This is a genomic window from Robertmurraya sp. FSL W8-0741 (assembly GCF_038004005.1).
Taxonomy (GTDB): Bacteria; Bacillota; Bacilli; order Bacillales; family Cytobacillaceae; genus Robertmurraya; species Robertmurraya siralis.
Map to the genome: position 1 here is coordinate 747,155 of NZ_JBBOQG010000001.1, position 23,568 is coordinate 770,722.

At 39.4% G+C, this 23,568-nt stretch carries 15 protein-coding genes; 11 read left to right on the forward strand and 4 right to left on the reverse strand.

Going from position 1 to position 23,568, the window contains the following annotated elements; genetic code table 11:
- Positions 1 to 51: 51 nt before the first annotated feature.
- Both NST02_RS03705 and NST02_RS03710 read right to left on the reverse strand, forming a co-directional pair.
- Positions 52 to 2,853, reverse strand: coding sequence for a DEAD/DEAH box helicase (locus NST02_RS03705; protein ID WP_340948050.1), 2,802 nt, complete (start codon positions 2,851 to 2,853; stop codon positions 52 to 54).
- Positions 2,846 to 4,468: an SWIM zinc finger family protein gene (locus NST02_RS03710; RefSeq protein WP_340948051.1), complete on the reverse strand. Its 1,623-nt coding sequence runs from the start codon at positions 4,466 to 4,468 to the stop codon at positions 2,846 to 2,848. Before NST02_RS03710 ends, NST02_RS03705 begins: the two co-directional genes overlap by 8 nt.
- A 628-nt stretch (positions 4,469 to 5,096) precedes the next feature.
- Here NST02_RS03710 and NST02_RS03715 point away from each other — a divergent pair.
- The 6 genes from NST02_RS03715 (at position 5,097) to NST02_RS03740 (ending at position 10,652) form a co-directional block, all read left to right on the forward strand.
- The gene (locus tag NST02_RS03715; protein ID WP_212934406.1) at positions 5,097 to 5,258 is read left to right on the forward strand and encodes a hypothetical protein; all 162 of its coding nucleotides are present in this window, start codon (positions 5,097 to 5,099) and stop codon (positions 5,256 to 5,258) included.
- 347 nt (positions 5,259 to 5,605) lie between these two features.
- Complete coding sequence (locus NST02_RS03720; protein WP_095311977.1) at positions 5,606 to 6,268, forward strand: hypothetical protein; 663 nt, start codon at positions 5,606 to 5,608, stop codon at positions 6,266 to 6,268.
- 13 nt (positions 6,269 to 6,281) lie between these two features.
- Complete coding sequence (locus NST02_RS03725) at positions 6,282 to 7,553, forward strand: efflux RND transporter periplasmic adaptor subunit (RefSeq protein ID WP_340948052.1); 1,272 nt, start codon at positions 6,282 to 6,284, stop codon at positions 7,551 to 7,553.
- Positions 7,554 to 7,666: 113 nt separating this feature from the next.
- Entirely contained in the window at positions 7,667 to 8,224 is a 558-nt protein-coding gene (locus tag NST02_RS03730; protein ID WP_095311973.1) for a hypothetical protein, read from the forward strand.
- A gap of 225 nt (positions 8,225 to 8,449) precedes the next feature.
- Entirely contained in the window at positions 8,450 to 9,346 is an 897-nt protein-coding gene (galU, locus tag NST02_RS03735; RefSeq protein ID WP_340948054.1) for a UTP--glucose-1-phosphate uridylyltransferase GalU, read from the forward strand.
- Between the two features lie 598 nt (positions 9,347 to 9,944).
- Entirely contained in the window at positions 9,945 to 10,652 is a 708-nt protein-coding gene (locus NST02_RS03740; protein WP_212934401.1) for a DNA alkylation repair protein, read from the forward strand.
- 129 nt (positions 10,653 to 10,781) lie between these two features.
- Here the strand turns inward: NST02_RS03740 and NST02_RS03745 are convergent, their stop codons facing one another.
- Both NST02_RS03745 and NST02_RS03750 read right to left on the reverse strand, forming a co-directional pair.
- Positions 10,782 to 12,512 (reverse strand): ATP-binding protein, encoded by a 1,731-nt coding sequence (locus NST02_RS03745; protein WP_340948055.1) that lies wholly within the window; start codon positions 12,510 to 12,512, stop codon positions 10,782 to 10,784.
- A 644-nt stretch (positions 12,513 to 13,156) separates the two neighbouring features.
- The gene (locus NST02_RS03750; protein WP_095311956.1) at positions 13,157 to 13,645 is read right to left on the reverse strand and encodes a sigma-70 family RNA polymerase sigma factor; all 489 of its coding nucleotides are present in this window, start codon (positions 13,643 to 13,645) and stop codon (positions 13,157 to 13,159) included.
- Between the two features lie 567 nt (positions 13,646 to 14,212).
- Here NST02_RS03750 and NST02_RS03755 point away from each other — a divergent pair.
- The 5 genes from NST02_RS03755 (at position 14,213) to NST02_RS03775 (ending at position 23,436) form a co-directional block, all read left to right on the forward strand.
- Complete coding sequence (locus NST02_RS03755) at positions 14,213 to 15,607, forward strand: N-acetylmuramoyl-L-alanine amidase (protein WP_137743489.1); 1,395 nt, start codon at positions 14,213 to 14,215, stop codon at positions 15,605 to 15,607.
- Positions 15,608 to 15,866: 259 nt separating this feature from the next.
- Complete coding sequence (locus tag NST02_RS03760) at positions 15,867 to 17,765, forward strand: S8 family peptidase (RefSeq protein WP_340948058.1); 1,899 nt, start codon at positions 15,867 to 15,869, stop codon at positions 17,763 to 17,765.
- Positions 17,766 to 18,700: 935 nt separating this feature from the next.
- Entirely contained in the window at positions 18,701 to 19,783 is a 1,083-nt protein-coding gene (locus NST02_RS03765) for an S-layer homology domain-containing protein (protein WP_137743491.1), read from the forward strand.
- 509 nt (positions 19,784 to 20,292) lie between these two features.
- Positions 20,293 to 21,285: a C40 family peptidase gene (locus NST02_RS03770; protein WP_340948060.1), complete on the forward strand. Its 993-nt coding sequence runs from the start codon at positions 20,293 to 20,295 to the stop codon at positions 21,283 to 21,285.
- A gap of 165 nt (positions 21,286 to 21,450) precedes the next feature.
- On the forward strand, positions 21,451 to 23,436 hold the full coding sequence (locus NST02_RS03775) for an S-layer homology domain-containing protein (RefSeq protein WP_340948061.1): 1,986 nt from the start codon (positions 21,451 to 21,453) through the stop codon (positions 23,434 to 23,436).
- The last annotated feature ends 132 nt before the right edge of the window (positions 23,437 to 23,568 follow it).

Sequence of the window (23,568 nt, forward strand, 5' to 3'; positions counted from 1 at the left end):
AAATCCTCATGCACCCTCATTTTTACGGCGGGAAAACCCGCCGTATTTATTTTAGGACGACAAATGAATCAAATCATGGAGCTCGTCGGTAGAAAGCTCAGTGATCCAACTGTCGCTTTGGATGATTTGATCGTTTAATGACTGCTTTTTTTCAAGCATGGCATCGATTTTTTCCTCGAGTGTGCCTGTGCTAATAAATTTGTGGACGTGGACAAAGCGCTTTTGGCCGATTCGATAAGCGCGGTCTGTTGCTTGATTTTCAACAGCAGGATTCCACCAGCGATCATAGTGGATGACATGATTGGCTGCTGTTAAATTTAGGCCAGTTCCTCCGGCCTTTAAGGACAAAATAAAAATCGGAAATTCACGGTTTTGGAAGCGCGAAATTAATTCATCTCGTTTTCCTTTTGGGATGCTTCCGTTCAAGAAAGGTGCCTCAACGGCAAACTTTTCTTTTAGTAATGTTCGGATCATTTCCCCCATTTCAATATATTGGGTGAAAATTAAACAGCTTTCGCCTTGCTCGAGAACGGCCTCAATTAGCTCAGCAAGCTTCTCCATTTTAAGCGAGCGTTCGAGAACATCCTTTGGTTTTTCTTCTTTTAAGTAAAGGGCAGGGTGATTGCAAAGTTGCTTTAGTCGCCCTAATAGTTGGAGAATTAAGCCCTTTCGTTCAAAACCTGTCAACGCCTCAATTTGGGCAAAGGTATCTTGAACAAGCTGCTCATACAGAGACGCTTGCTCCGCTGTTAACGGACAGTACTCCTTTTGCTCCTGCTTATCAGGTAAATTGAGAGCGACCTCCTCATCCTTCTTCGTTCTTCGCAATAAAAACGGCCGAATTAAAGTTTGCAGTTCTTCAATTTTTCCTTTTTCATCCTCTTTTTCAATTGGGACAACATAGTTTCTTTGGAACTGATTTAGGCTTCCAAGGTAACCGTGATTCGTAAAATCAAAAATCGACCAAAGCTCCGTAAGCCGATTTTCCATTGGTGTACCAGTAAGGGCAATATGATGTTTCCCTTTAAGCTGACGAACGGCTCTCGACTGTTTTGTATGAGCATTTTTAATATTTTGCGCCTCATCAATGGCGATCGTGCTCCACTGCACTTTCTCGAATTGGGGCAAATCGAGGTGGGTTAAGCCGTAAGAGGTAAGGACGATATCAGCGCGGTTTGCTGCTTCGATAAAGGCTTCATCCTTAAGCCTCGCAGGCCCATAATGCAAATGCACAGTTAAACCGGGAGCAAATTTCTCCACTTCTTTCTGCCAATTCCCCAACACCGACGTCGGACAAATGATAAGTGCAGATCCGTTACCTTCATGCGCCTTTACGGCGAGCAGATAGGAAATAAGCTGGATCGTTTTTCCGAGCCCCATATCATCGGCTAAACAAGCGCCGAAGCCATATTTTCGCAAAAATAGAAGCCAGCTCATCCCTAATGTTTGATATGGACGCAATTCACCTTCAAAGCCGGAGGGAACCGGTGCGATAGGAATGGAATGAATGTCGCGAAGCTGTTTAATCATTTGCTTCCACTGACGATTCAATTCAATTTGAACTCGGGCAAAAGCCTTATCATCTTCAGAAGCTTCTCTTTCCGATCCATCGACAAGGAGCTCCTGCTCAATTAAATCACGGACATGCAAGCCTTCTTTTTCAGCCCGTTTCATTAAATCTTGAATCTGATGAATAAAACGATGGTCGAGCTTAATCCAGCGGCCGCGAATTTTTACGAGACGACGTTTTTCCTCCACGAGGTGATTAAACTCCTCTTCCGAAAGCTCAATGCCGTTCATGGAAAAGCGCCAATTATAATCAAGCATTGCTTGCAGCCCAACAAATGAAGGACGGTTATTGGACGTTCCTTTTAGCCTTGCTTTCACTTTCATGCTGGCGTTTTTCATCGCTTGCCACCATGACGGAAGTAATATTTCTACGCCAATGGCAAGGAGAATCTCACTTGCTTCTGTTAAAAACATCCATGCTTCATCTTCTGTAAGCTCTTTTACAATTCCTTTTCTTCCTTTTAGCATCGGAAAAAGCTTACTCCATCTTTCTTCTTCCCGTTCAACCTGATCAAGGTAATTCAGCCAGTTTTTCGGCATATTGGTCTCGTCACGAACATCGACGATATAGTCTTGTTCCTTCTTTCCGCGTAAAAAAATCTGCAAATCCCAAGTACCATCGATATCAGCAGGCTCTTCCAAGCGCAGTCCGATCGTGAACGGACAGTTGTTTTCTTTCAGACCGATCCACTCACTCCATGTTTCTTCATCAAAATAGGCAGACAACGCTTGAGGAGAAACGGATTGAGTTCGTAGAGCATTAAGCTTGTCACCAACCTTTGTCTTCCATTCGCGATTTTTTTCAAAAAAAGTATTTAACGAAGCGTTGAACCAATTGGATATGAATGCTTGCAATGGTTGATTTCCAATAGATTGTTCCCAAAAGGAGGGGGCGAATTCCTTGATCACCCTCTCAGGGAGCTTCCATTTGAACTCATTTGTTGCAAGCGCCTCAAAATCAGGAAACCAATCTTTTTCTTGAATGGAATCGTATAAAGGCTGGGCAGCAGCTAAACAAATTTGCCCACATTCATCCCAATCCCAGTCAATCAGCCGATTGAATTGTTCCTTGGCCAATAGAGTCACCAATTGCCAGCCATCAACAGTTACACCGCTTGCCCCATTTTCAATTAACGTGCCGTAATAGCTTTCTTCATGCCGGTTGAATAAAAGTCCTTTCCATTCAGAGGGCGGGAGAAGTTCATCTTCACTTTGAACCGTTAGAAAGAATTTGCCATTTTCGACGGGCTCAATCAATATTGTTAAGGCATTCGTTTTAAGCATGGGTTAATTTTCCCCTTTCGCACTCTTGGTGAAAGGCCCGGAGTCGCTTTGTTTTATCTAAGAGAAGCTCCAAAAAATGCTGGAAATCATCAGGGCGCTTTAACTTCTTATACAAGGTTCTTAATTTCTTCAGTTGTTTTACAGCTTCACGATAATTTCCCCGGTTTTTCATCTCAATATGCTGCTGAATGGACTGATGATAAAGGGGAAGGAGTACATCGGGACGTTCCTTTTGGAGCAAGCGAATTTTCTCCGTTGGAATGGAACTGATGTCAAAGCCGATATATCCTTGGAGATCACACCATTTTTCATATAGACCTTGATCAAATAGAAATTCATCATAGCCCCGATAACTATAAGGCAGAGCTTGAATTAATATTTTTTCATATAGATCATGCTTTTTTGTCTCTTTGGCATAAGCCCCGACTGTTTTGATGGCAACCCTTGTAAAATCCATTCGTGCGTAATGGTCATGTAATGTTTGAATATAAGGTCTAACCATGGTAGAAAAGGTGTCAACATAGAGACCCATTCGTTTCCACTCTCTTCCTGAACTTAATTTTTCTAACCAGTAAATCATAAAAGGCGTCGCCTGCTCATTTAGGAGCTGCAATGTTTGCAGTGCTTTCTCGTCCTTTCTTAACATGACATGCTGGTGGATATAAGCGATTAGGCCAGGAAGTGTTTCTTTTTTGCGGGTCAGCTCAGACACCTTTGGCAATTCTTCTTCATGCCATTGTTTTTTTCTAAATAATTTTGTCCATAAAATGACATAGAGATGAGCAGATTCAAACTCTAATATCGACTCTCCTGTAATCAACAAGTATGTATCATCCTTCAGCTTCTCCATAAAGCTGTCAAAAGCAAAGGGCAGGGCATGGACATTTAGTTTTTCAACTAAGTCCTCAATATCATCTATTAATTGGTAGAACAGATTTTGATAATAGCGCTGAATGTCTTCTAAAGCAAAAGCTTGTTCTTCGCTAAACTTCAAAAGGTATTGAAAGGAATGGATGGAGGCAATCAACTGATAGAGCTGCTTCCATTCCTGTTCAACAGGGGCGCTCGCTCGAATTTTGCGGGAATACACTTGAAATAATTCTGTAACGAGATAAGGCTTTGTTGCTTTTGGATCCCCCATTATGGAGGCAAAGCTAGATTGAAAAGCCTGCTTCCATTGTTCATAATCAGGCTTTGTTGAACCGGCTGTTTTCAATAAATCCTTCGCCCGCTGAATTCCTAAAGTTTTAGCAGTTCTTCTTTCTTGAATCGGTTGTCTCCAGCGATCGACCCATTCCGTTACGCGGGATATTTGAGAAAAGACTTGGAAAAAGGCAGCAAGCTGATGGCGACAAATTCCTTCAGCAGGGCAACTACAACTGCTTATTTGGAAAAAATTAAGATTCACTTCTACTTGGACACGGGTTACATCTTGAACATTGGCAACAATGCTATCATTCTCAAGGCGAACTTTAGAAACGAGGCCTTGTCTGTATAAAAGCAGTCCCTTCTGAACGAGTTTTGCATCGTCTTCCCGTTCAGACCATAAGATGCTTTTTAAATCATTTGCTGCCGTGTGCAAAAGCTCTTTATATTTATCTGGAATCGATGACAAGATCGACACCCCCAACCTGAATACTTTAATCAATTTCTCAGTAGAAATGGCTATATAATAACATAATTTATACTTTATTTATGGGCAGTGTACAACAAGGATGCAAAAATAACGTATTCCTATATTATACCAAAATTTATATGGAGTTAGGAGAGGAAAGTGAAGGATCAAGTGAAGAGTTCATTTAAATAAAAAAATCTGAAATGAATGATCATTTTATCCGATTTGCGATATCTTTTTTATTCCTATTGTTATAACTCATTATAAGAACGGTAGAATATAGGAGTAAACATAGGAAAAAGTCTATGAAATGCCTGAATTTGAGGAATTCATATAAAAGCATAATATGTTTTAATGAATTTATGAAACTGCATACTGATATCTACGTTGGTTTGCGGCCATTGTTCAATGAACATTATATTTCATTGAATAACCAATCAATCTCCATTATTTGCACTCCATTTTTGGGGTGCCTTTTTTTTGGCTCATTTTCTCATTCATACCATGGCACGAAATTTTTTCCTTCTATCGAATCAGAAGGTGATATGGAAAGATTATCGAAATAAAGCCCAAAATGCTTTATCATCAATGATAAAGGTGAACGAGCTTTGCAAGCTGGAAAATATGTATGATCGATTCGCGCGCGATCCAAGTTGAAACTGGCATAATCGTAGTCGATTCCCTTACAAATCAAGACGATACAGGCGCAATCCATTGCGATTTACGCGCAATCAGGGCAAAAATCGGCGCAATCATCGCCAAAACGTGCGCAATCCTTGTTCAATTCTGAAATCCAAAGAGGACACTCTTTTCCGAAACGAGTCAGCATTGTTTTGGATCTCACCAAACCAAGGTCTTGGGCTGAAACGCCAAGTCAATCGTGTTAGTTCCAAAATATTGTTCAATCGCAAAAATGCTCGAATATAGTCCTCCCCAAAAACTATTCTCTACCTGGACACTTCAATTCATAAAAAACATGTGATTTTACTCTGAATCTCCTATTTTTTTCGCTAAAAAATGACAATCAACTAAATAGATAGAACTATTTTTTGGTAGTGTCGGCAATTGCGTGCCGATTCCCAATTATTGTTGTAAAATAGTAGAGACAGATTATGACAAATAGTTGGGGGATAACACATGTATTACCAGGTGCAAATTTGGAAGGGGCTTACTTCACCTTATGTGAGTGCGCATCAGATCAATAAAGCGGAGAAATTGAACGGTATTTGGAAGTGGACGGTACGGTTGTTGCTGATTTCCCTCATTCTATCGGGAGTTTCCGCTTATTTGGGAATTGGAAATGAGTCTCTATCAAAGCTAATCTATGACACGACACCATCGGAATTCCAAACGATTAAGGGCTTTTTTGCGATTGGACAAGTTGTTCAATCAACAGTAACGACAGCAATATTAATTTTCTTGCCAGCCTTAATTTTTTGGATATTTACCGATATTGAATACTATAAGCTTGTTGTCGTTCAGCTTTTTGTTGCCGGGATATGGCTTATAGAAAAAATCGTCTTTTTCCCGCTGCAATTTTATTTTGGTTTGGATCACGCATCCTCTCCGTTTTCGTTAGGAATCTTGGCACAATATATCACAGATTATCAGTTACTTAGTCATTTTTTTGGCGAAATTTCACTCTTTTCTATTTGGGTAATGATCGTTCAATATAAATATTTGCGTGTTATAACCGAGAAAAGTCCGAAAATAATAGTATTGCTGATTGTATCTATTCAATTATTTATTTGGGTTTTCACAGCACTTTTTTCATATATAAAATTTGAAGTGTTATTTTAAGGAGGCAGCAAAGATGAACTGGAAAAAGTGGACGATTATAATATTCATCGCACTCTTTGTTGCTGTTAACTTTTATTTGATTTTCAAAAAAGACAGCGAAATTGCGAGATCGAAATATATTGATGAATGGAGATTGATCCAAAAGCAAAATCTTGTTTTAACTACCGAAAGGGCGGGAGTTGTGACTTCTGCGCAAGAAGAATATGTATATTTCCAGCATGGTGCAGGGGAATTTGAACAATTTTTCGTAAAAAAGGGGGATGAAGTTTCATCCGGCACTCCTCTTTTCTCCTATTCACCTCGTGACTTTGAAGCGGCGATAGAACAATTTGAAGCGGAAATCAAGAGACTGCAATTGGAACAAGAGGCCCTTGAAGACAATATTAGCAGCCTGGAAAGTATTGAAATGAGTTTGTCCACGGCGGTAAAAGACGAAGAGGAAAACTTTACAAGTCAGGCAACTGTCAGCAATATTGAAGCACAAATTTATGAAAAAGAATTGCAATTAAGCAGAATAGAAGCGGAAATTGATAAGTATGAAGAGTTGATCTCGAATTCTAGAAATCATTTAGGAACATTAACAGTAGAAAGTCCAATTTCCGGTACGGTGAAGGAAATTTCCCATGAACTGCAGAATCCTGTTGTGACAATCATTTCCTCTGATCAGCATGTAAAAGGAATTCTCGAGGAAGAAGATCTGCTAGAAATAGAAGAGGGGATGGAGGTTGTTGTCACGGGCTCATTTGGAAAAAAGGATGGGGTGATAGCGAAAATAGCCACTACTCCGGAAGCAGATCCGAAGGTTGGGGTCAAGAGTGAGTATGAGTATATTGTCGAGTTTGAAGAAGGTTTGGATCAAGAGTCTGGATATGACGAAGAAGACTCCACTGAAGAGAATGGAAAAGAGGGAGAAGTGGAAGAGGACAACAGCGAACAAGTTATTTACACTGGTTCGCATGTTTCAGTGAAAATGATCAAAAAGGAAGTCGAGGATGCACTAACTCTCCCGAATGAAACGAACCGTCTTGGAAATATTTATGTGTTAAAAGGCGATGGAACGATTGAAAAGCGTCAGGTACAAACCGGCATAAAGCTCAATGATGTTTATGAAATAACGAGTGATGCAGAAGAAGGCGAGCTCGTCATTTATGAGCCAACGAATATCCGCAACAATACAACTTTTTTTACCCCACTAGAATTTAGCGAAATGAGAAAAAGCGCTCTTAAAAAATTAGGAAAGAAAGAAATTTTTAAGTCTGTAGGAAGAGGGCTATTAAGCAGATAAGTTTTATAATGCCTTTTCGTGCTTTAGGTTCTTAACAATAGAAACCATTTCTATAATAAAGAGAGAAGCTTTAATGAGTGTGCCGACAAAGTATTTGAAAAAGGAGTGGAGAAATGAAACTAAAACTTTGGTTATGGTTGATCCCTCTAATGTTTATTGTGTTAGGCTTAAGCGTATGGATCGGATGGTCATTATTGGGAACTTCAAATACTGCAAAAAGTACTGAGGCAAGTGGAGCTGATCCATCTGTAACGCAGGAGGATCAGGATTTCTCTGCCGAAGTGGTCAATACTCCTGTGTCTGAATCGATCATTGTTTTTAAAAATGATGAACTGGGATTCAAAAACGGACATGATTTTATCGGTCAACTGCATAAATTCTATAATGAAACATTAGGGTGGGGACGAATCGATACGACTAGTTACTCGGAACAGCAGGAAAAAGCAGAGCTTATCATACGGGCACTTGAGAATGTTGAAGTGATGGACGCAGCCGTGCAGATGGACTTTGATAGGATAAAAGAATATGCTGAAATCGTTGCCAAAGAAGATGATCGGGAGGCGATGAGAAATCTCCATCGCTATTTCCATGATCTCGACATTTATCTCAATGGCTATGACTACAAGGAGACTTTTAAAGTTACGATTTTTCAAGGGGAGGGAAGAGAGTAACGATAAAAGTCACATAAGGGTTAGGAATATGCTCCTTTCCCTTTTTTGTTAGTGTTGGTGATTTCATAGTTTGATCGACCAAAAAATGACAAAAACATAAAATCATTTACAAATGCGCTATGCTATACTGGAAATAAAGAAAATCTGTTTGTGCTCGTTCCCTGCCCTTAGGGAAACGGTAGCAACTAGCATAGGAATAATTTATTTTAAAAAGGAAGGGATCATGTGAAAAAGGTTAGGAAAGCAATTATTCCAGCAGCAGGATTAGGAACTCGGTTTCTCCCAGCGACAAAAGCGATGCCAAAAGAAATGCTGCCGATTGTCGATAAACCAACGATTCAATACATTGTTGAAGAAGCAGTAGCTTCAGGTATCGAGGATATCATTATTGTCACTGGTAAAGGAAAAAGAGCGATAGAGGATCATTTTGACTTTGCTTTTGAACTGGAGCAAAACTTGCGGGAAAAAGGAAAGACCGAGCTGCTAGATAAAGTCCAGTATGCTACTAATCTTGCAGATATTCACTACATCCGTCAAAAAGAACCAAAGGGACTTGGACATGCCGTATGGTGTGCGAGGAATTTTATTGGGGACGAACCATTTGCAGTTTTATTAGGGGACGACATCGTTCAAAGTGAAAAACCGTGTTTAAAGCAATTGATTGAACAGCATGATGAAACGCGCTCCTCAGTCATTGGTGTGAAAACAGTTCCAGAAAATGAGACGCATCGTTATGGCATTATCGAGCCATCTACACAATTAAATAGACGATATCAAGTTGAAAACTTTGTTGAAAAGCCGGCCCCGGGTACAGCCCCTTCCAATTTAGCAATAATGGGAAGATACATTTTAACACCGGAGATTTTTCTGTTTTTGGATCAACAAGAAAAAGGTTCAGGTGGAGAGATCCAGTTAACCGATGCTATTCAAAAACTCAATCAAATTCAGCGTGTATTTGCCTATGAATTCGAGGGCAAACGTTATGATGTCGGGGAGAAATTTGGATTTGTGAAAACAACCTTAGAGTTTGCCTTACAAGATGAGGGTATAAGGGATGACTTATTAACATACTTAAGAGCGTTAGTAGAGCAAGAAAAAGTCACCAACCTCAATGAAAACTGAGACATCTATTAGTGAAAGAGTTGACTTTGTTGCAGTATAGTAAAAAACGCCACCTTAAAAGTCGGCTTTTATTTAAGAAAACCCTGCCCGAAAAATACCGTTCAAAAAAAGCAAGTGAAGACACAGACACATGGTTGTTTCCTTCATTTGCTTTTTTTGATCGAAATGAGCTCTTGTGCAACCTTCTCCTAAAGCAAATCGGCTGCGCAATTATAGGCAGGCGCAATCAAAAATGATTTTGACGCAATCTCCGGTGAAACGCACGCAATCAAGCTGAATTTCAGCGCAAATCTCTGCGAAATAGGCGCAATCAAGCTGAATTTCAGCGCAATCTCCGGCAAAACATGAGCAATCAACCGTAATCTCAACGCAATCCCCGGCGCCCCCGCGTAATCATGCCAAATTCACACGCAATCTCCAACAAACCTGGCACAATCCAGCGTAATCTCAACGCTTCAACGAAATAAATTCTATCCTCTTCCAAAATTTTCAGATCATATTCATACATAATAATAGTTGAAAAGGAGTGCTGCGTTATGGGATGATCAGTCTATTAAAAAGGTATGGCAGTAATGAGGTGAGAAAGGAGTGTTGAAATATGGATTTTGAAACGGTTATGCAAGAGTTGGAAGCACTAGGCAAGGAGCGAACGAAAAAATCATATATGAGTAACGGGGCGAAGGAGCCGCTTTTTGGTGTGGCGACAGGTGCGATGAAGCCTCTTTCAAGGAAAATTAAGAAAGATCAGCTGTTGGCTGAGGAGCTTTATGCAACGGGCAATTACGACGCCATGTACTTTGCTGGTGTTATTGCTGATCCGCTGCTGATGACGGAGGACGACTTTGAGCGTTGGATTGACGGTGCATATTTTTATATGATTTCCGATTATGTCGTTGCAGTGACCTTATCAGAATCGCCAATCGCCCAAAAGGTAGCTGATAAATGGATCGCAAGTGGTGAAGAGCTAAAGATGTCGGCAGGATGGAGCTGTTATTGCTGGCTGTTGGGAAATCGCAAAGATACTGAATTTGATGGGGATAAAATTGAAGCAATGCTCGAGAAAGTGAAAAATGAGATCTATGATGCACCGGAACGGACAAAATCTGCTATGAACAATTTTGTATACACGGTTGCAATTTCCTATTTACCCCGCCATGAAAAGGCCTTTGAAATCGCCAAGGCAATAGGCCCGGTTGAAATGAAGCGGGGTGAAAAAAAGAGTAGCATCTTACACGCTGCTGAAAACATCCAAAAGGAATTAGATCGGGGAAGACTTGGATTTAAACGGAAGTATGTTCGATGCTAATTAAGCAGGTAAGTTGTTTAAACGACTAGATCAAACGATTGATCAAAATATTTTGAAAAATAAAGCGATAGCAGAGGTGGGGGAGTGAGGGGCATGCCGCCCACTCCCCCGGACTAATGCTGGAATGAATTACACAGGTAAGCTTTTAGCTGCAGTCGGAAGTGTAATCGTGAATGTCGTGCCAATTCCCTCTGTACTATCCATTTCAATAACACCACCGTAGTTCTCGATGATTTGGTAACAAACCATTAGGCCGATTCCTGTTCCCTTCTCCTTCGTTGTATAGAAAGGTTCACCGATTTTATCAAGAAGCTCCTTTGGGATGCCACAGCCTTGATCAATTACTTGAATTTGAATGGACTCCTTTATTTCCATAACATAAAGGATGATATTTCCCCCGTTTTCCATCGCATCAATGGCATTTTTGATCAAATTGATGAAAACCTGCTTGATTTTAGTATCTTCACAACAGACATACAGTTCTCGATTCGTACATTCGAGCAGCAATTCGATATTTTTCATATTTGCCTCCGACGTGAGCAGCAGCTTAACCTCTTCAATAATTTGCACAATATTATGGCTTTTGCGATTTTCAGAATGTGGCTTTGCTAGTGTTAATAATTCACTTGAGATTTGCTCAATTCGAGAAAGCTCATCTTCAATAATGCTGTAGTATAACTCTTTTCCTTCCCCAGAATCTCTTAACATACGAAAAAAGCCTTTAACAGAAGTCAACGGATTCCGCAATTCGTGAGCAATGCTAGCAGCAAGCTCCCCAGCAATATTCATTTTTTCAGCGCGAATTAAGAGACTTTCATTTTCCTTTTCCTTCGTAATGTCAACAAATGCATGAAGAATGGCAGGCTTACTCTTGAACAATATAGTAATTGATTTTACTAAGTAAAAATTCTTTTTTCCGTTTATATGTATAAATTGGTGTTCTTGGATTTCACTTCTTGAAGATTTCGTAAACTTACATGGATACTCATCAAAAAAATTTTTAAAAGGGGTTTCTTTCGTAAAATGATGGTTATGAATATATAACTTTTCCGCTGCAATTTCGTTATAAAAGAGAATATGAGTTCGATTTCGAATAATAATAGGGATTGGAAGTTCATTTATAATCGTGCGGAGCTTTAATTCATTTTCTTTCATTACTTCATTTTTTACTTTTATTGAATTATTTTCTAAAGCCAAATGCGTATTTTTTTTCTGCAACAGCTTAATTTGTTCCTCAATTTTGTGAAATCTTTCTGCCTCTGCAAGTGAAAGGGACTGGTGATTTTTTTTATTATAGAATGGGGATACCTGCTGTTCGCCATCGGTCATGAAATGTGTATGTGTTTTTAAAAGTTCATTTTGTACATAGGCTGGAGTGGAAATTCCGTTATAACAACAAACAGAAATGACTCTATTTTCGTTAATAAATTCATCACAGGAACACTCATAAGTGATTAAATGTTTCAGTGGTTCTTCTAAAGGGAAAGGAACCTGCCCCCAAGTTCGGATATGCTGGCCTTTGTCCAGAAGTGGCTTAATCAGCTTCATTAGTTTGGTGGCGGCTCCATTATGATTAAAGGAAGTGCCTTCTAAATAAAACTCGTAGCTATTAACGTATATAATTGAATTTAACTGGTGATCAGGAATACCTGTCTCAGCCAACTTATTTCGAATAATTCTAAAGGTTTCTTCGTTTTCCATGAAAAAAATGACGGCTTCCTTTTGGATGCCCTCATAAATATAGTGGACGGCATTGCCAATATATTTATCTTCTTCTGTGAACATATACAAAATATGTCCACCTTTTTTTTCTAGAGTTGGATGCTTCAATAGTTGACTAATCGAATAAAAATCAGCCATACAGCTTCTCCTTTCTTATGGTGGGATACTTGTCCCACCTAAATGATGAGTGGGGTAGTTTTTTGAAACAATATCCTCTGTAAAAAAGGAAATAACTTCATCATGAATAAGGGCTGCTTTGATGACCGAACGAATGATTTCGTCTGGAGCGCGAATCGATTAATTTCAATCCACTCAGTGAGAAACCATGCGACCGTAATCAGGCTCAGCTGTTTAGCTAAGAACTCGCTATGATTGAAGAAGAAAGTATACATGTCCATCTCATATATTTTAGGCTCTGTTATATGTCGGTGTTGATATTTGGCTCATTTTCTCTCTGACCTCTCAGCTATACTGAAAGGCATGTGAAACTTTGGTTTCACATGAAATAAGCCCAAAATCATTTTAACAACCATTCTATTTAACAAAGCCATATTTTAAAAAAACATGCAAGATTCAATTGATTAATTGTATGATAATTCTAATAATTCTGTTTATAATGATTATATTTTACCCACAGTATATAAAAAGTATAGTCTATAACGACTAGCAAGTAAATTGATAAATGTGTGATGGGGAATAACGACCTAGTTAAAAATTGAAAGGAAAAGCTGCTTGAGGAAAAGGGCAATATGCAGCGCTTCATATTGCCTTTTAATGGAACTTTATTTATCTTTTTGCAGCTCCTTGAGCAGTTTTGCACGGGCCCCCTTCCGCCATGCTTTAACTGCTGAAATGGACACATTCTCAATTTCAGCAATCTTCTTAACAGACAGGTCAGCAAATATGGTGTAAAGAACCCATTTCTTTTGGTTGGCGGTTAAATTTTGGCAATATGTGAGAATGGTTTCTCTTTCCAATGGAGTACATAATGAGTGATCTTCGAGCATATTCCAATAATTTTCCTCAGGTGCAACGTGATTTTCTTCATGTTTATGATGTTTCGTTAGTTCTGTAAGGATGCGCCCACGAATGTAGGAGTAAGCAAAGCTGCTAAAGCTCCCTTTCGCAAGATCATAACGTTCACTTGCCTGCCAAAGGGCGATGAGTCCAGTTTGATAAAACTCTTCTTGGTTTTTGTATATATGCAGTGAGTGGATTACTTGCCAAATCATCGCCCCGTATTGTTTCTCCAATTCCACAAAATCTTCCAATGTTTTTCCCTTTCAGGAAAGTGCACGATCCTTTAGTATTCCTAGGTAGCCTAAACATAACGGGAACATGGGCGAAGGTCTAATTCCATAAATTCCTTTATGTGGAAATAAAAAAAGGGGCGCTTCTTGGTTCAAAATTCTTTTAACAAATAAGAGAAAGAATAGGGGCTGTGCTTTAAAAAAAGGTGTAAATGTGCAAAAAAGAGAAAAATCACTGCTAGTAAGGGGCTAAGGTTACTGCCCCAAATAGGTTAGTCAAGAAGGAGAGAATTTTTGTCCAAAATCCTTCATTTCCACCATCCTTTTTCTTCAGTCAAGGTTTGTGCTTCATGCCCTGCACCAACTTGAATCATTTCCTTTAGCAAATTTTACTTTGTTGAGCCGTCTTCTTCATAACCCAAATACCGCAATCAGGAAAGCACTTGCTGCCAATCTTCGTTTCAACGTCATCCTTTTTTAGACGAAACAAGCATGTAAATTCGACAAAAAAATCAAAAATGAGGAGTTAATACTAGATTATTTGTGATAAAATGTAGAAAAAAGGAAGGAAGGGGAGTCATACACTTAATGAAAAAAATAGTTCTCACGATCCTACTATTTCTTTTACTCCTACCGCTTACTGAAATTCAATCTCAAGCGGCAATGTTTAAAGATGTGGGAACCACATATCGGGCTGCGAAAGAAATTAATTATTTAGCAGAAGGCAAGATCGTAAACGGAGATCTGTCTGGTAGATTTAATGTAGATGGAATTGTCACCAGAGCAGAAGCCGCTGCTATGGTTGGTCGCGCGCTTAATGTCGATGGTAACAAAAGAAATACGCAATTCAAAGACGTAGGCAGTCAAAATTTTGCATCTGGATACATACAGTCAATGGCAAACCAAAATATCCTCTCAGGTTACAGTGATGGTACGTTTAGACCGAATGCCAATGTAACAAGAGGAGAAATGGCAATTCTTATTAGCAAAGCTTTTGGCTTTGAATATGGAGGAACTCGTTCAGGAGCGGCCAACGCCCTTTTGCAACGTGGAATCGCCCAAGGGCTGAAAGATGGGACATTCGGTTTTGATCAGCAAATTAAGAGAGCAGATTTCGCTGTTTTCTTAGCGAGAACAATCAATTACAAATTAAGACTGAATCCATCAGTAGATTTTAAGTTTTCTGCAACTGTAACAGCTTCAAGCCTAAATGTCCGCTCAGGCCCATCAACGAACTATGCAAGAACAGGAACGCTTCAGCAAGGTGCGAAAATCGAAGTGGCCTACAACGTTGGACCGTGGTTGTATTTCCGTTCTGGTTCATTAGAAGGCTTCGTTCATCAGGATTATGTAAGTGGTTCAAACCTACCTGCACCACCGAAAGACGAAAGTCCAATTGCTCAGCAAGTTATTGTTATTGACCCGGGTCATGGCGGTAAGGATTCAGGTGCTGTTGGTTTTGGTCTAAGGGAAAAGGATGTTGTTCTCGATACTTCCCTTAAGCTCAAGACATTATTAGCGAAAACACCTTTTCAAGTTAAGCTAACCCGTGAAACAGATGTTTTCTTGGAATTATCAGATAGAGTTGCTTTTGCAAAGAGGGCAAATGCTGATATTTTCGTTAGTATTCATGCCAATGCATTTACTAGTGAGTCGGCCAATGGTACAGAAACCTACTATTATGCTGCCGCACAAAATACGAGATCGGAAGATAGTAAGCTGCTGGCAACGAAGATACAAAGTAGAATGCTAGATGCATGGAAGCTGAATAATAGAGGCGTTAAACATGGAAACTTCCATGTGCTTCGTGAAAATACGATGCCTGCTGCATTGGTAGAGCTTGGGTTTATCACAAATAAATCCGATAATGAAAAATTAGCCTCTGCAACATGGAGGCAGCGAGCGGCAGAAGCGATTTACTTAGGAATTTTAGATTATTATAAAGAAAAGGGCTATAACGTCAATTCCTATTATAATTTCTAAAATTTTGTCAAAAAATGAGTCCAGTTACTAAGCGGACTCATTTTTTTCTATCAAGATACCAAATGGGTCTCACTACAATGGAATGAACAATGGTGTGAGATGATAATTTACTAGTTTACTATAATCGTATCTTTTTAAAACGACTTTTGTTTGGTCGGGAAAGTGGGGGCAGAAGCGGAAAGAACCTACTTTACGAACGGAACAGGGGAAACCGTCAGTTAGACAGTGAAATCTATCGAGAAAATGGAGGGTATACAAAGTGAAAAAAAAGCATTTGTTATGGCTTGCCATCGTTATGTCATTTTCTCTATTCGTAGCTCCTATAGAAATGAATGCAGAAGCTCAAGAGCCATTGGAGGATTCATCAAGATATGTGGTCATTTTTAATGGCGAACATGATTTTGCTGATATTGAAGAATCAGGGGTTAAGCTGATAAGGGAATATGAAAATATTCACGGCGCAACCATTGAGTTAGAAAATTCAAAGTTGGAGTCGCTAAAGGATAATAAAGCTGTTCAAATTATTGAGAAGGAAAGTGTTGTGGAGATTAATGCCCAAGTAACACCATACGCTTTTACAAATCTTAATATGGCAGATAAGTATCCAAAGGATCTAACAGGAAAAGGAATCAAGGTAGCCATTATTGATTCAGGAGTAGCGACACACCCGGACTTAAAGATTAAAGCGGGAGTCTGTGTTTTAGACAGTTCGGATTGTTATAATTCATACCATGACAATAATGGCCATGGTACACATGTAGCTGGAATTATTGCAGCGCTTGATAACGATATTGGAACAGTAGGAGTAGCTCCTGGAGTGGAGATTTATGCCGTAAAGGCCCTTGATCGGAAGGGGGAAGGTACATTAACGACGATTATGGCTGGAATAGATTGGGCAATCAGTCAAAAAGTCGACATCATTAACTTGAGTCTTTCCACACCAAATCTCAATCCAGCGATGAAGACGCTGCTCGATCAAGCCTATAAAAATGGAATTCTAATTATCGCAGCTACTGGGAATGAAGGCACAGCAAGTGGTAACACCGACACGGTTCAATATCCGGCAAGATTTGACAGTGTTATTGCAGTTTCAGCGGTAAATAAGAACAATGTGCGCTTGCCGACTTCGGGAACTGGAGACAGCGTTGAACTTGCCGCTCCTGGGGATGCCATTTATAGCACAGTTCCAGGTGGATATATGTATATGACAGGTTCCTCAATGGCAGCACCATATGTTTCCGGACTTGCCGCATTGTATATGGAGAAATACCCCCATCTATCTAATGTGGAAATTAGGGAATTGTTACGGGAAAATGCACTAGATCTGGGGACTCCAGGTAGAGATCGATTCTATGGATATGGACTGGCGCAAGTTGATTCCGCACATTTTTTACCAGAACCAGTAATAGGCTCAGATGGCTCCGTTCAGCTGGACCTTAAAGATTTTTTAAGCAAATATCCGTCTTACAATTTATATCGCTTTGATCAGTTAATTGTCTCAAACTCTACCAATCCTACTGTTTATGATTATGGAGTACAAGGAGATATAGAGTATACGGTTTACCCTGTTGAAGATGGAATGGAACAAACGAGTAAAAAGTTTAAGGCAGAGGTTACGTTGACAGCCCCTCACTTTAAAGATTTAACAAATTCTCTTTGGTACAGCAGACACATGATCTACTTAAATTCTCAATCGATTTTATTGGGGCTTGGGGATCAGCTCATGGGTCCAACTCAGCAGGTTACAAGAGCACAGGCAGTGGCCATGATGGGCAGAGCACTAGAACTTAATAAGACGCAGCGAAACACCAGGTTTTCAGACGTAGGGAAAAATAATTTTGCATCAGGATATATTGAGTCAGCGGCAGAGCAAGGTTATCTCTCTGGTTTCCCAGACGGCACCTTTAGACCAGACCAGCCTGTAACAAGAGCGGAAATGGCAATCCTCCTTTCAAAAGGATTTGGTCTCGCGAACTCTCATAACACAAGCTTTTCCGATGTAAATGGGAATGTGACCGGTGCACAGGAAATAGCCAATATTGCAGGTTCAGGGATAACGTTAGGCTATCCGGATGGCACCTTTAGACCGTATGAATATATGACTCGTGCCACGTTTTCTGTTTTTCTAGCAAGAGCGGAAAACGATTTTTTCCGATGAATTTGCAGTCTTAATTTAAAAATAAAAACGAAACCTATAGAATAAGAGGTCCTAATCATGTGTTAGGCACCTCTTATTTTTTTGTTTTAAGTTGGGGTGTTTTTCTGTTTTTGAATGGTATATTTTACAGTTTGTTAACATATTCTGGTTATTTTCAAAATATTCAAACTATGGCAAAGGCATAAAAAATAGAAAAAGAGGATAACGGTAAGGCATTAAAGGCTTATACGAATCGAAACGTTCATAATGCAACAAAATTTAGAAAAGTGGGAGAGTGTAACGACTTTACCAAAAGGTGCAAAAAAACAATATGAATATGTTTTCCTGCAATCAAAGACGATCAAATTGGGTGAAAAAAAAGACAATCCTTCGCCATTACAGGAGGTTGCTAGACTTATCATATACAAAGAAATCCCGTATCTTTTATTGATTTATATTTTCAAGTGCCCGATGAAGTTGCAGCATATTTGAATTTATACTGATCCTGATAAGATACCGAAAAGAAGGTCATTCAATAATTAATGTGAATAGGAACCCCTGAAGATCAATCCAGGGGTATCACTTTAATATAGATTGGCATGGTCATTCTTTTCCCTATGTAATGCTAATTTTTTGAAATAGGAACAAATGCTACGATAAATCAGATGATATTCATCATGAACTTTATCATAAGCATCCATTATATAAAGAATTTGTCGAGCAGCAACTTGAAGTAGTTTCAGAAAATGAATTTGCAAATGCTGGTGCTAATTAACGTAGCGCTTATTCATCCATTCGTTATTCAAAATCACATATGCTTAATGAGGCATTTTATTGTCGGAATTTTCGAGATAAAAGCGAAAAATGCGTCGATAGCGTCACCTCTTATTAGGAATTTGTACAGTGTAATGTAAATCGGCTTTCTGTTAAACTTGCCAGTAAGAGGAGGAAAATGGATGAGAAAAATATACATAACAGCTCTGTTTTTACTTGGTCTTTTTATAGTTCCTCTTGGTTCGAGTACATCTGCAGCCTCTTTTAAGGATGTTGGATCAACCCATTGGGCATATAAGGAAATTAGTTTTTTATCCAGTAAAGGAATTGTTCAAGGGTATACGACTGGCAGGTTTGGAGTGAATGATTCAATTACGGTTACCCAAGGGATGCTCATGGTTGAAAGGGTAGTAAAGAAAAAAGTACCTTCACCGGTGATGGGAGGAGATGGAAAGAAGGCGCTGACGAGAGGAGAAGTTGCTGTTCTTTTAGACGGAGCTTTCGATTTTAATACTGGCGCAGTTTTCCCATTTTATGATTTGGAGCAAACGAGTCCATATGTGAAGGCAATCAATAATCTCACTTCGAATCAAATTGCTTTTGGCTATCCGGATGGTTCTTATCGGTCAGAAGAGCCGGTGACTCGGGCTCAATTTTCAGCATTGCTTGCGAGAGTGCTAGATACGCAGTTTCGAAAGGTGGATGTAATGGTGCCTACAGTGAAGCAAAGAATTTTAGTGAAAAGTACTTCTTTAAACAAAGCGCAAGTGCAGCTTCAGGAGCTGGACGGTGCAAATTGGAAGAATGTCCAAACGTATGAAGCGCTGATTGGAAAAAATGGTACTGGCAAAACAAAAGAAGGCGATGGCAAAACACCAATTGGAGCTTATTCGCTCGGAACAGCATTTGGCTGGGGTGAAGCCCTGCCTAATTTGCAATATCCATTCAAAAAGGTGACGAGCAACGATTATTGGGTCGATGATGTGAAGTCTAAGGACTACAATAAGTGGGTTACGTACAGTGGCAATCCGAGTCAAAGATGGAGCTCATTTGAACGAATGAACCATCCTCTTTATAAATATGGCGTAGTCATTCGCTATAATGAGGACCCAATTATTGCAGGCAAGGGAAGCGCTATTTTCCTGCATATGAAAAATAGCACAACGAAATATACTCTTGGCTGTATCGCCTTAAATGAGGAGGATCTCATTACGTTAATAAAGTGGTTAAATAAAGATAAAAACCCGAAAATGATCATTTCCTAAATTCCTATTTAAATCAGGAGATGCTTCTCACTTGACCTATGATAAAATGGAAATATAAGGTGGTGATGTGATTTCATGGTTATTATTTTTATCCTTGTTATTTCCATCTTAGCACTCTGAATAGAATACAAACTAAACAAAAAAGGTCCGGGCGGTTTTCTTATGTTTCCGGAATTGTAGGGTGAAATTCCGGAATTAATGCAATTTTTCCGGAAATATATCTGCTTTTTCCGGAATTAAGCAGAAAAATTCCGGAATTAATCACGATTTTTCCGGAATGCACCTTCGTTTAAGTAGTACAGACGATTTTTTGTTTGTTCTGTGCTAAATAGGCGTTGAGATAGGGACTATCGACTAAAAAAATGGCATACTTTTACAAAATTGATCGATAAATCACCAATGTAATCAAATCGTAAAGTAAGGCTCTGCTGTTTTCTGATAAAATACTTTTAGTAAATACATAGTTCGCTATGATTAGACAAAGAAATCATGAAATGACGGGGTGACAAATGAAACAAATAGCAAAAAAATTACTAACTTTGAGTTTAGTTTTCATCCTATTGCCATTTTCTTCAGTGGAGGCTGCCTCGAAGCCTGAGGATGTAGTGAGGATTGCCAAAAATTATATTGGCGTTCCGTATCTTGATGCAGGTGCTACCCCAAGCGGATTTGACTGTTCAGGCTTTACCTATTTCGTCTATAATTTGGTAGGAGTCACTATTCCTCGCATCGCTGCTTCCCAGTATACGATTGGGAAGAGTGTCGATAAGGCGAATCTGCAGCTAGGTGATTTAGTTTTCTTTGAAAAAACAATGAACAAGCCGGGTATTACGCATGTAGGAATTTATGTTGGCAATAATGAGTTTATTAGTGCCACATCAAGCAAAGGAATTAAAATTGACTCTTTAAGCAATACGTATTGGGAACCGAAATATGTTGGAGCAAAGCGTATTTTGGAGGACGGTGGATTTACGGACCTTGCCAACGGGCATCCAGCGTATAACGCTATTATGATGCTTAGCCAACAAGGGATTATCTACGGTTTTGAAGATAACACATTTAGAGCTGAAAGCCCTGTCACACGTGGACAAGCTGCAGCCATTATCAATCGGGTTTTAAAAAAAGAACCGAAGAATTTAAATGCTTTTGTCGATGTTCCAACATCGTCAAGATTTGCCAAGGATATTGCCGCAATTAAAGAAGCGGGAATCATTAATGGCTTTAAAGATGGCACCTTTAGACCGGATGCTAATATGACAAAGGCAGAAATGGCCCTTATTGTACACGGGGCATTCCAATTAAGCAAACAAAACTTAACGATTGGCAGCAATTCCTATATCGATGTGAAACCGGACTATTGGGCGTATGAAGCTATTGAAACATTAAGGTATATTGACTCGACAACTCTATTTGCTGGAAATCGATATAATACGGGAGAATTTGCAAGTAGAGCCATATTTTCTGCTTCTATTTACAATTCTATGAATACAGTAGGAAAATAAGCGAAACCCAGGACATTATCCCGGGTTTTCTGCTGTTTTTTACCAAAAATTGAATATCTTCAGCAATAAACTACAAATCTACTATTAAAAATCGATGCGTTCTCTGTTAGAATGAGGAAAGGTAACAAGTGTAAAAAACTAGTGCAATAGAGAGGAGAAAGATCATTGAGAAATAAAGCAGTAAAGGTAATACTTTCGTTCCTACTACTATTAGCTGTATTTCCAGCGGTAACGACATATGCGGATGATATAACGGGAATTAGTTTAGAAAAGGAGTTAAGAGAAGCGATTGAAAAGGAAATACTTTACGGTTATGGTGATGGTGTGTACAAGCCAGGTAACAGAGTTACTCGTGCTGAGTTTGCCACCTTTATTACAAGGGCATTGCACCTTCCGGAAGCAGACCATGTATTTTCAGATGTAGGACGAAACTCAAATTTGGCTCCTGGGATTAATTCTGCGGCGGCCGCAGGAATTGTCCAAGGACTTGGCGGAGGAAAATTTGGTCCGGATCAAGAGATTACAAGAGAACAAATGGTCATCATGATCAATAATGCGCTGACTTTTCAAAATGTAAATGTTGAATATCAAATACCGACAATTTTAACGGACTTTAACGAGATCACTTCGTCTATTTCTAGAACGGCGATTGCAAATAGTGTTTCGTTAAACATTACAGTAGGTTTCCCGAATGCGGATGGGAAAACATATCGTTTCGCGCCAAAAAATAAAGCAACACGCGCTGAAGCGGCAGCGTTTATTATTCGCATGATTCATGCGATTGAAGAAGTGGAAGTTCCAACACCGATCCCAGGGGAAACTCCGTTTGCGATTGCAAACATTGGAAGTGATCGCCAGTTAGAGCCAGCACAAGAATTTAAAACGTATAGTGAGGCTCTTGCCAAATGGAACAAAAGCAGTACGCAAGTGATCACATATAAGGGAAAAATCATTAAAATGGCTTCAGGGTTAGCATTTGGGAACCCTTCTGTCAGTACTTCCTCAAATGTGACAGAATTATACAGAACAGCTAGCTTCAGTGGTGGTTCTGTTACGTACGTACAACGTGGGGAAGAGATGAAATATATTTCATCTGATGAAAATGCTGTCGAAGTGTATATTGGTGGGCAAACATTATTTGCTAGGCAAGCGGACATAGAACTTGTGCCATTCTCAATGGTAGAGCAACAAAATTATTATAGCGTCAACGCCAGTAACGAACTGGTATTGAATGTTTACTCTAAAACGTCCAATATGAATGGTTCGATCGTTATTGGCAAAGCACCAAGCATTTTAAAGCAAGGAACTAGATACTATAGCTGGGATGGAAATAAATTCTATACAAATTCAACGGGCTTGTCTACATCCTATGTAGGTCAATCCTATTCATATTTTCAATATTTGCCTACTAGAGTGCAAACTTCGTACACAGCGGCAGAATTGAATCAATATATTAATAAGAGATTATTAGATTTAGAGAAAACGGGATTGAGCAAGTATAAAGATGCTTCAAAGCGCAGTAAAATAATCGGTCTTGGCACTTATTTGAAGCAAGTTGAGCAAACACATCGTGTCAATGCGCTGCTTATTTTAGCAATGGCCTTCCACGAAGGTGACTACGGCATGAGTGAAAAATCGTTTAAATACAATAACGTGTTTGGAATCGGCGCTTATGACAGCACGAATACAGCAAAGCCGTATCCTTCTGTAGAAGCAAGTGTTGATGCGTTAATCAATGATTATTTAGGGAAGAATTATATTCCCCCTAATGCTTGGGCTGCAAATGGCGCAGTACCAGGAAACAAAATGATTGGCTTCAATGTTAAATACGCATCAGATGCCTATTGGGGTGCGAAAGTAGCGAGCCATATGTATCGTATCGATAAAGAAATGGGAAGCAAGGATTACGGAAAGTACAAGACAATCGGTATGGTTAATACAGATAACACAGCCGTACGCTCTTCTGCAAATTCAAGCCTTGGCAACGCCAACTTAATTTATCGCTATAATACAAAGAACAAACCAGTGATCATAACTGGTGAAGAAAAAGCAAGTGATGGTTGGGTTTGGTATAAAGTTCTAACAGATGATAAAACAACGGTAAATGGCTATATCAGATCCGATCTAGTTGACAAACTACCTGTCAACTAATCTGATAACAACATCCGAATATTCGTAGCACAGACCAAAAAGCATGGTCTGTGCTATTTTTTTTGCAAGGAAGGAAGTTCGCTGCTTGGATTGCGCGCTCGATTGGGAAATGCGCAGATTCTCACGATGATT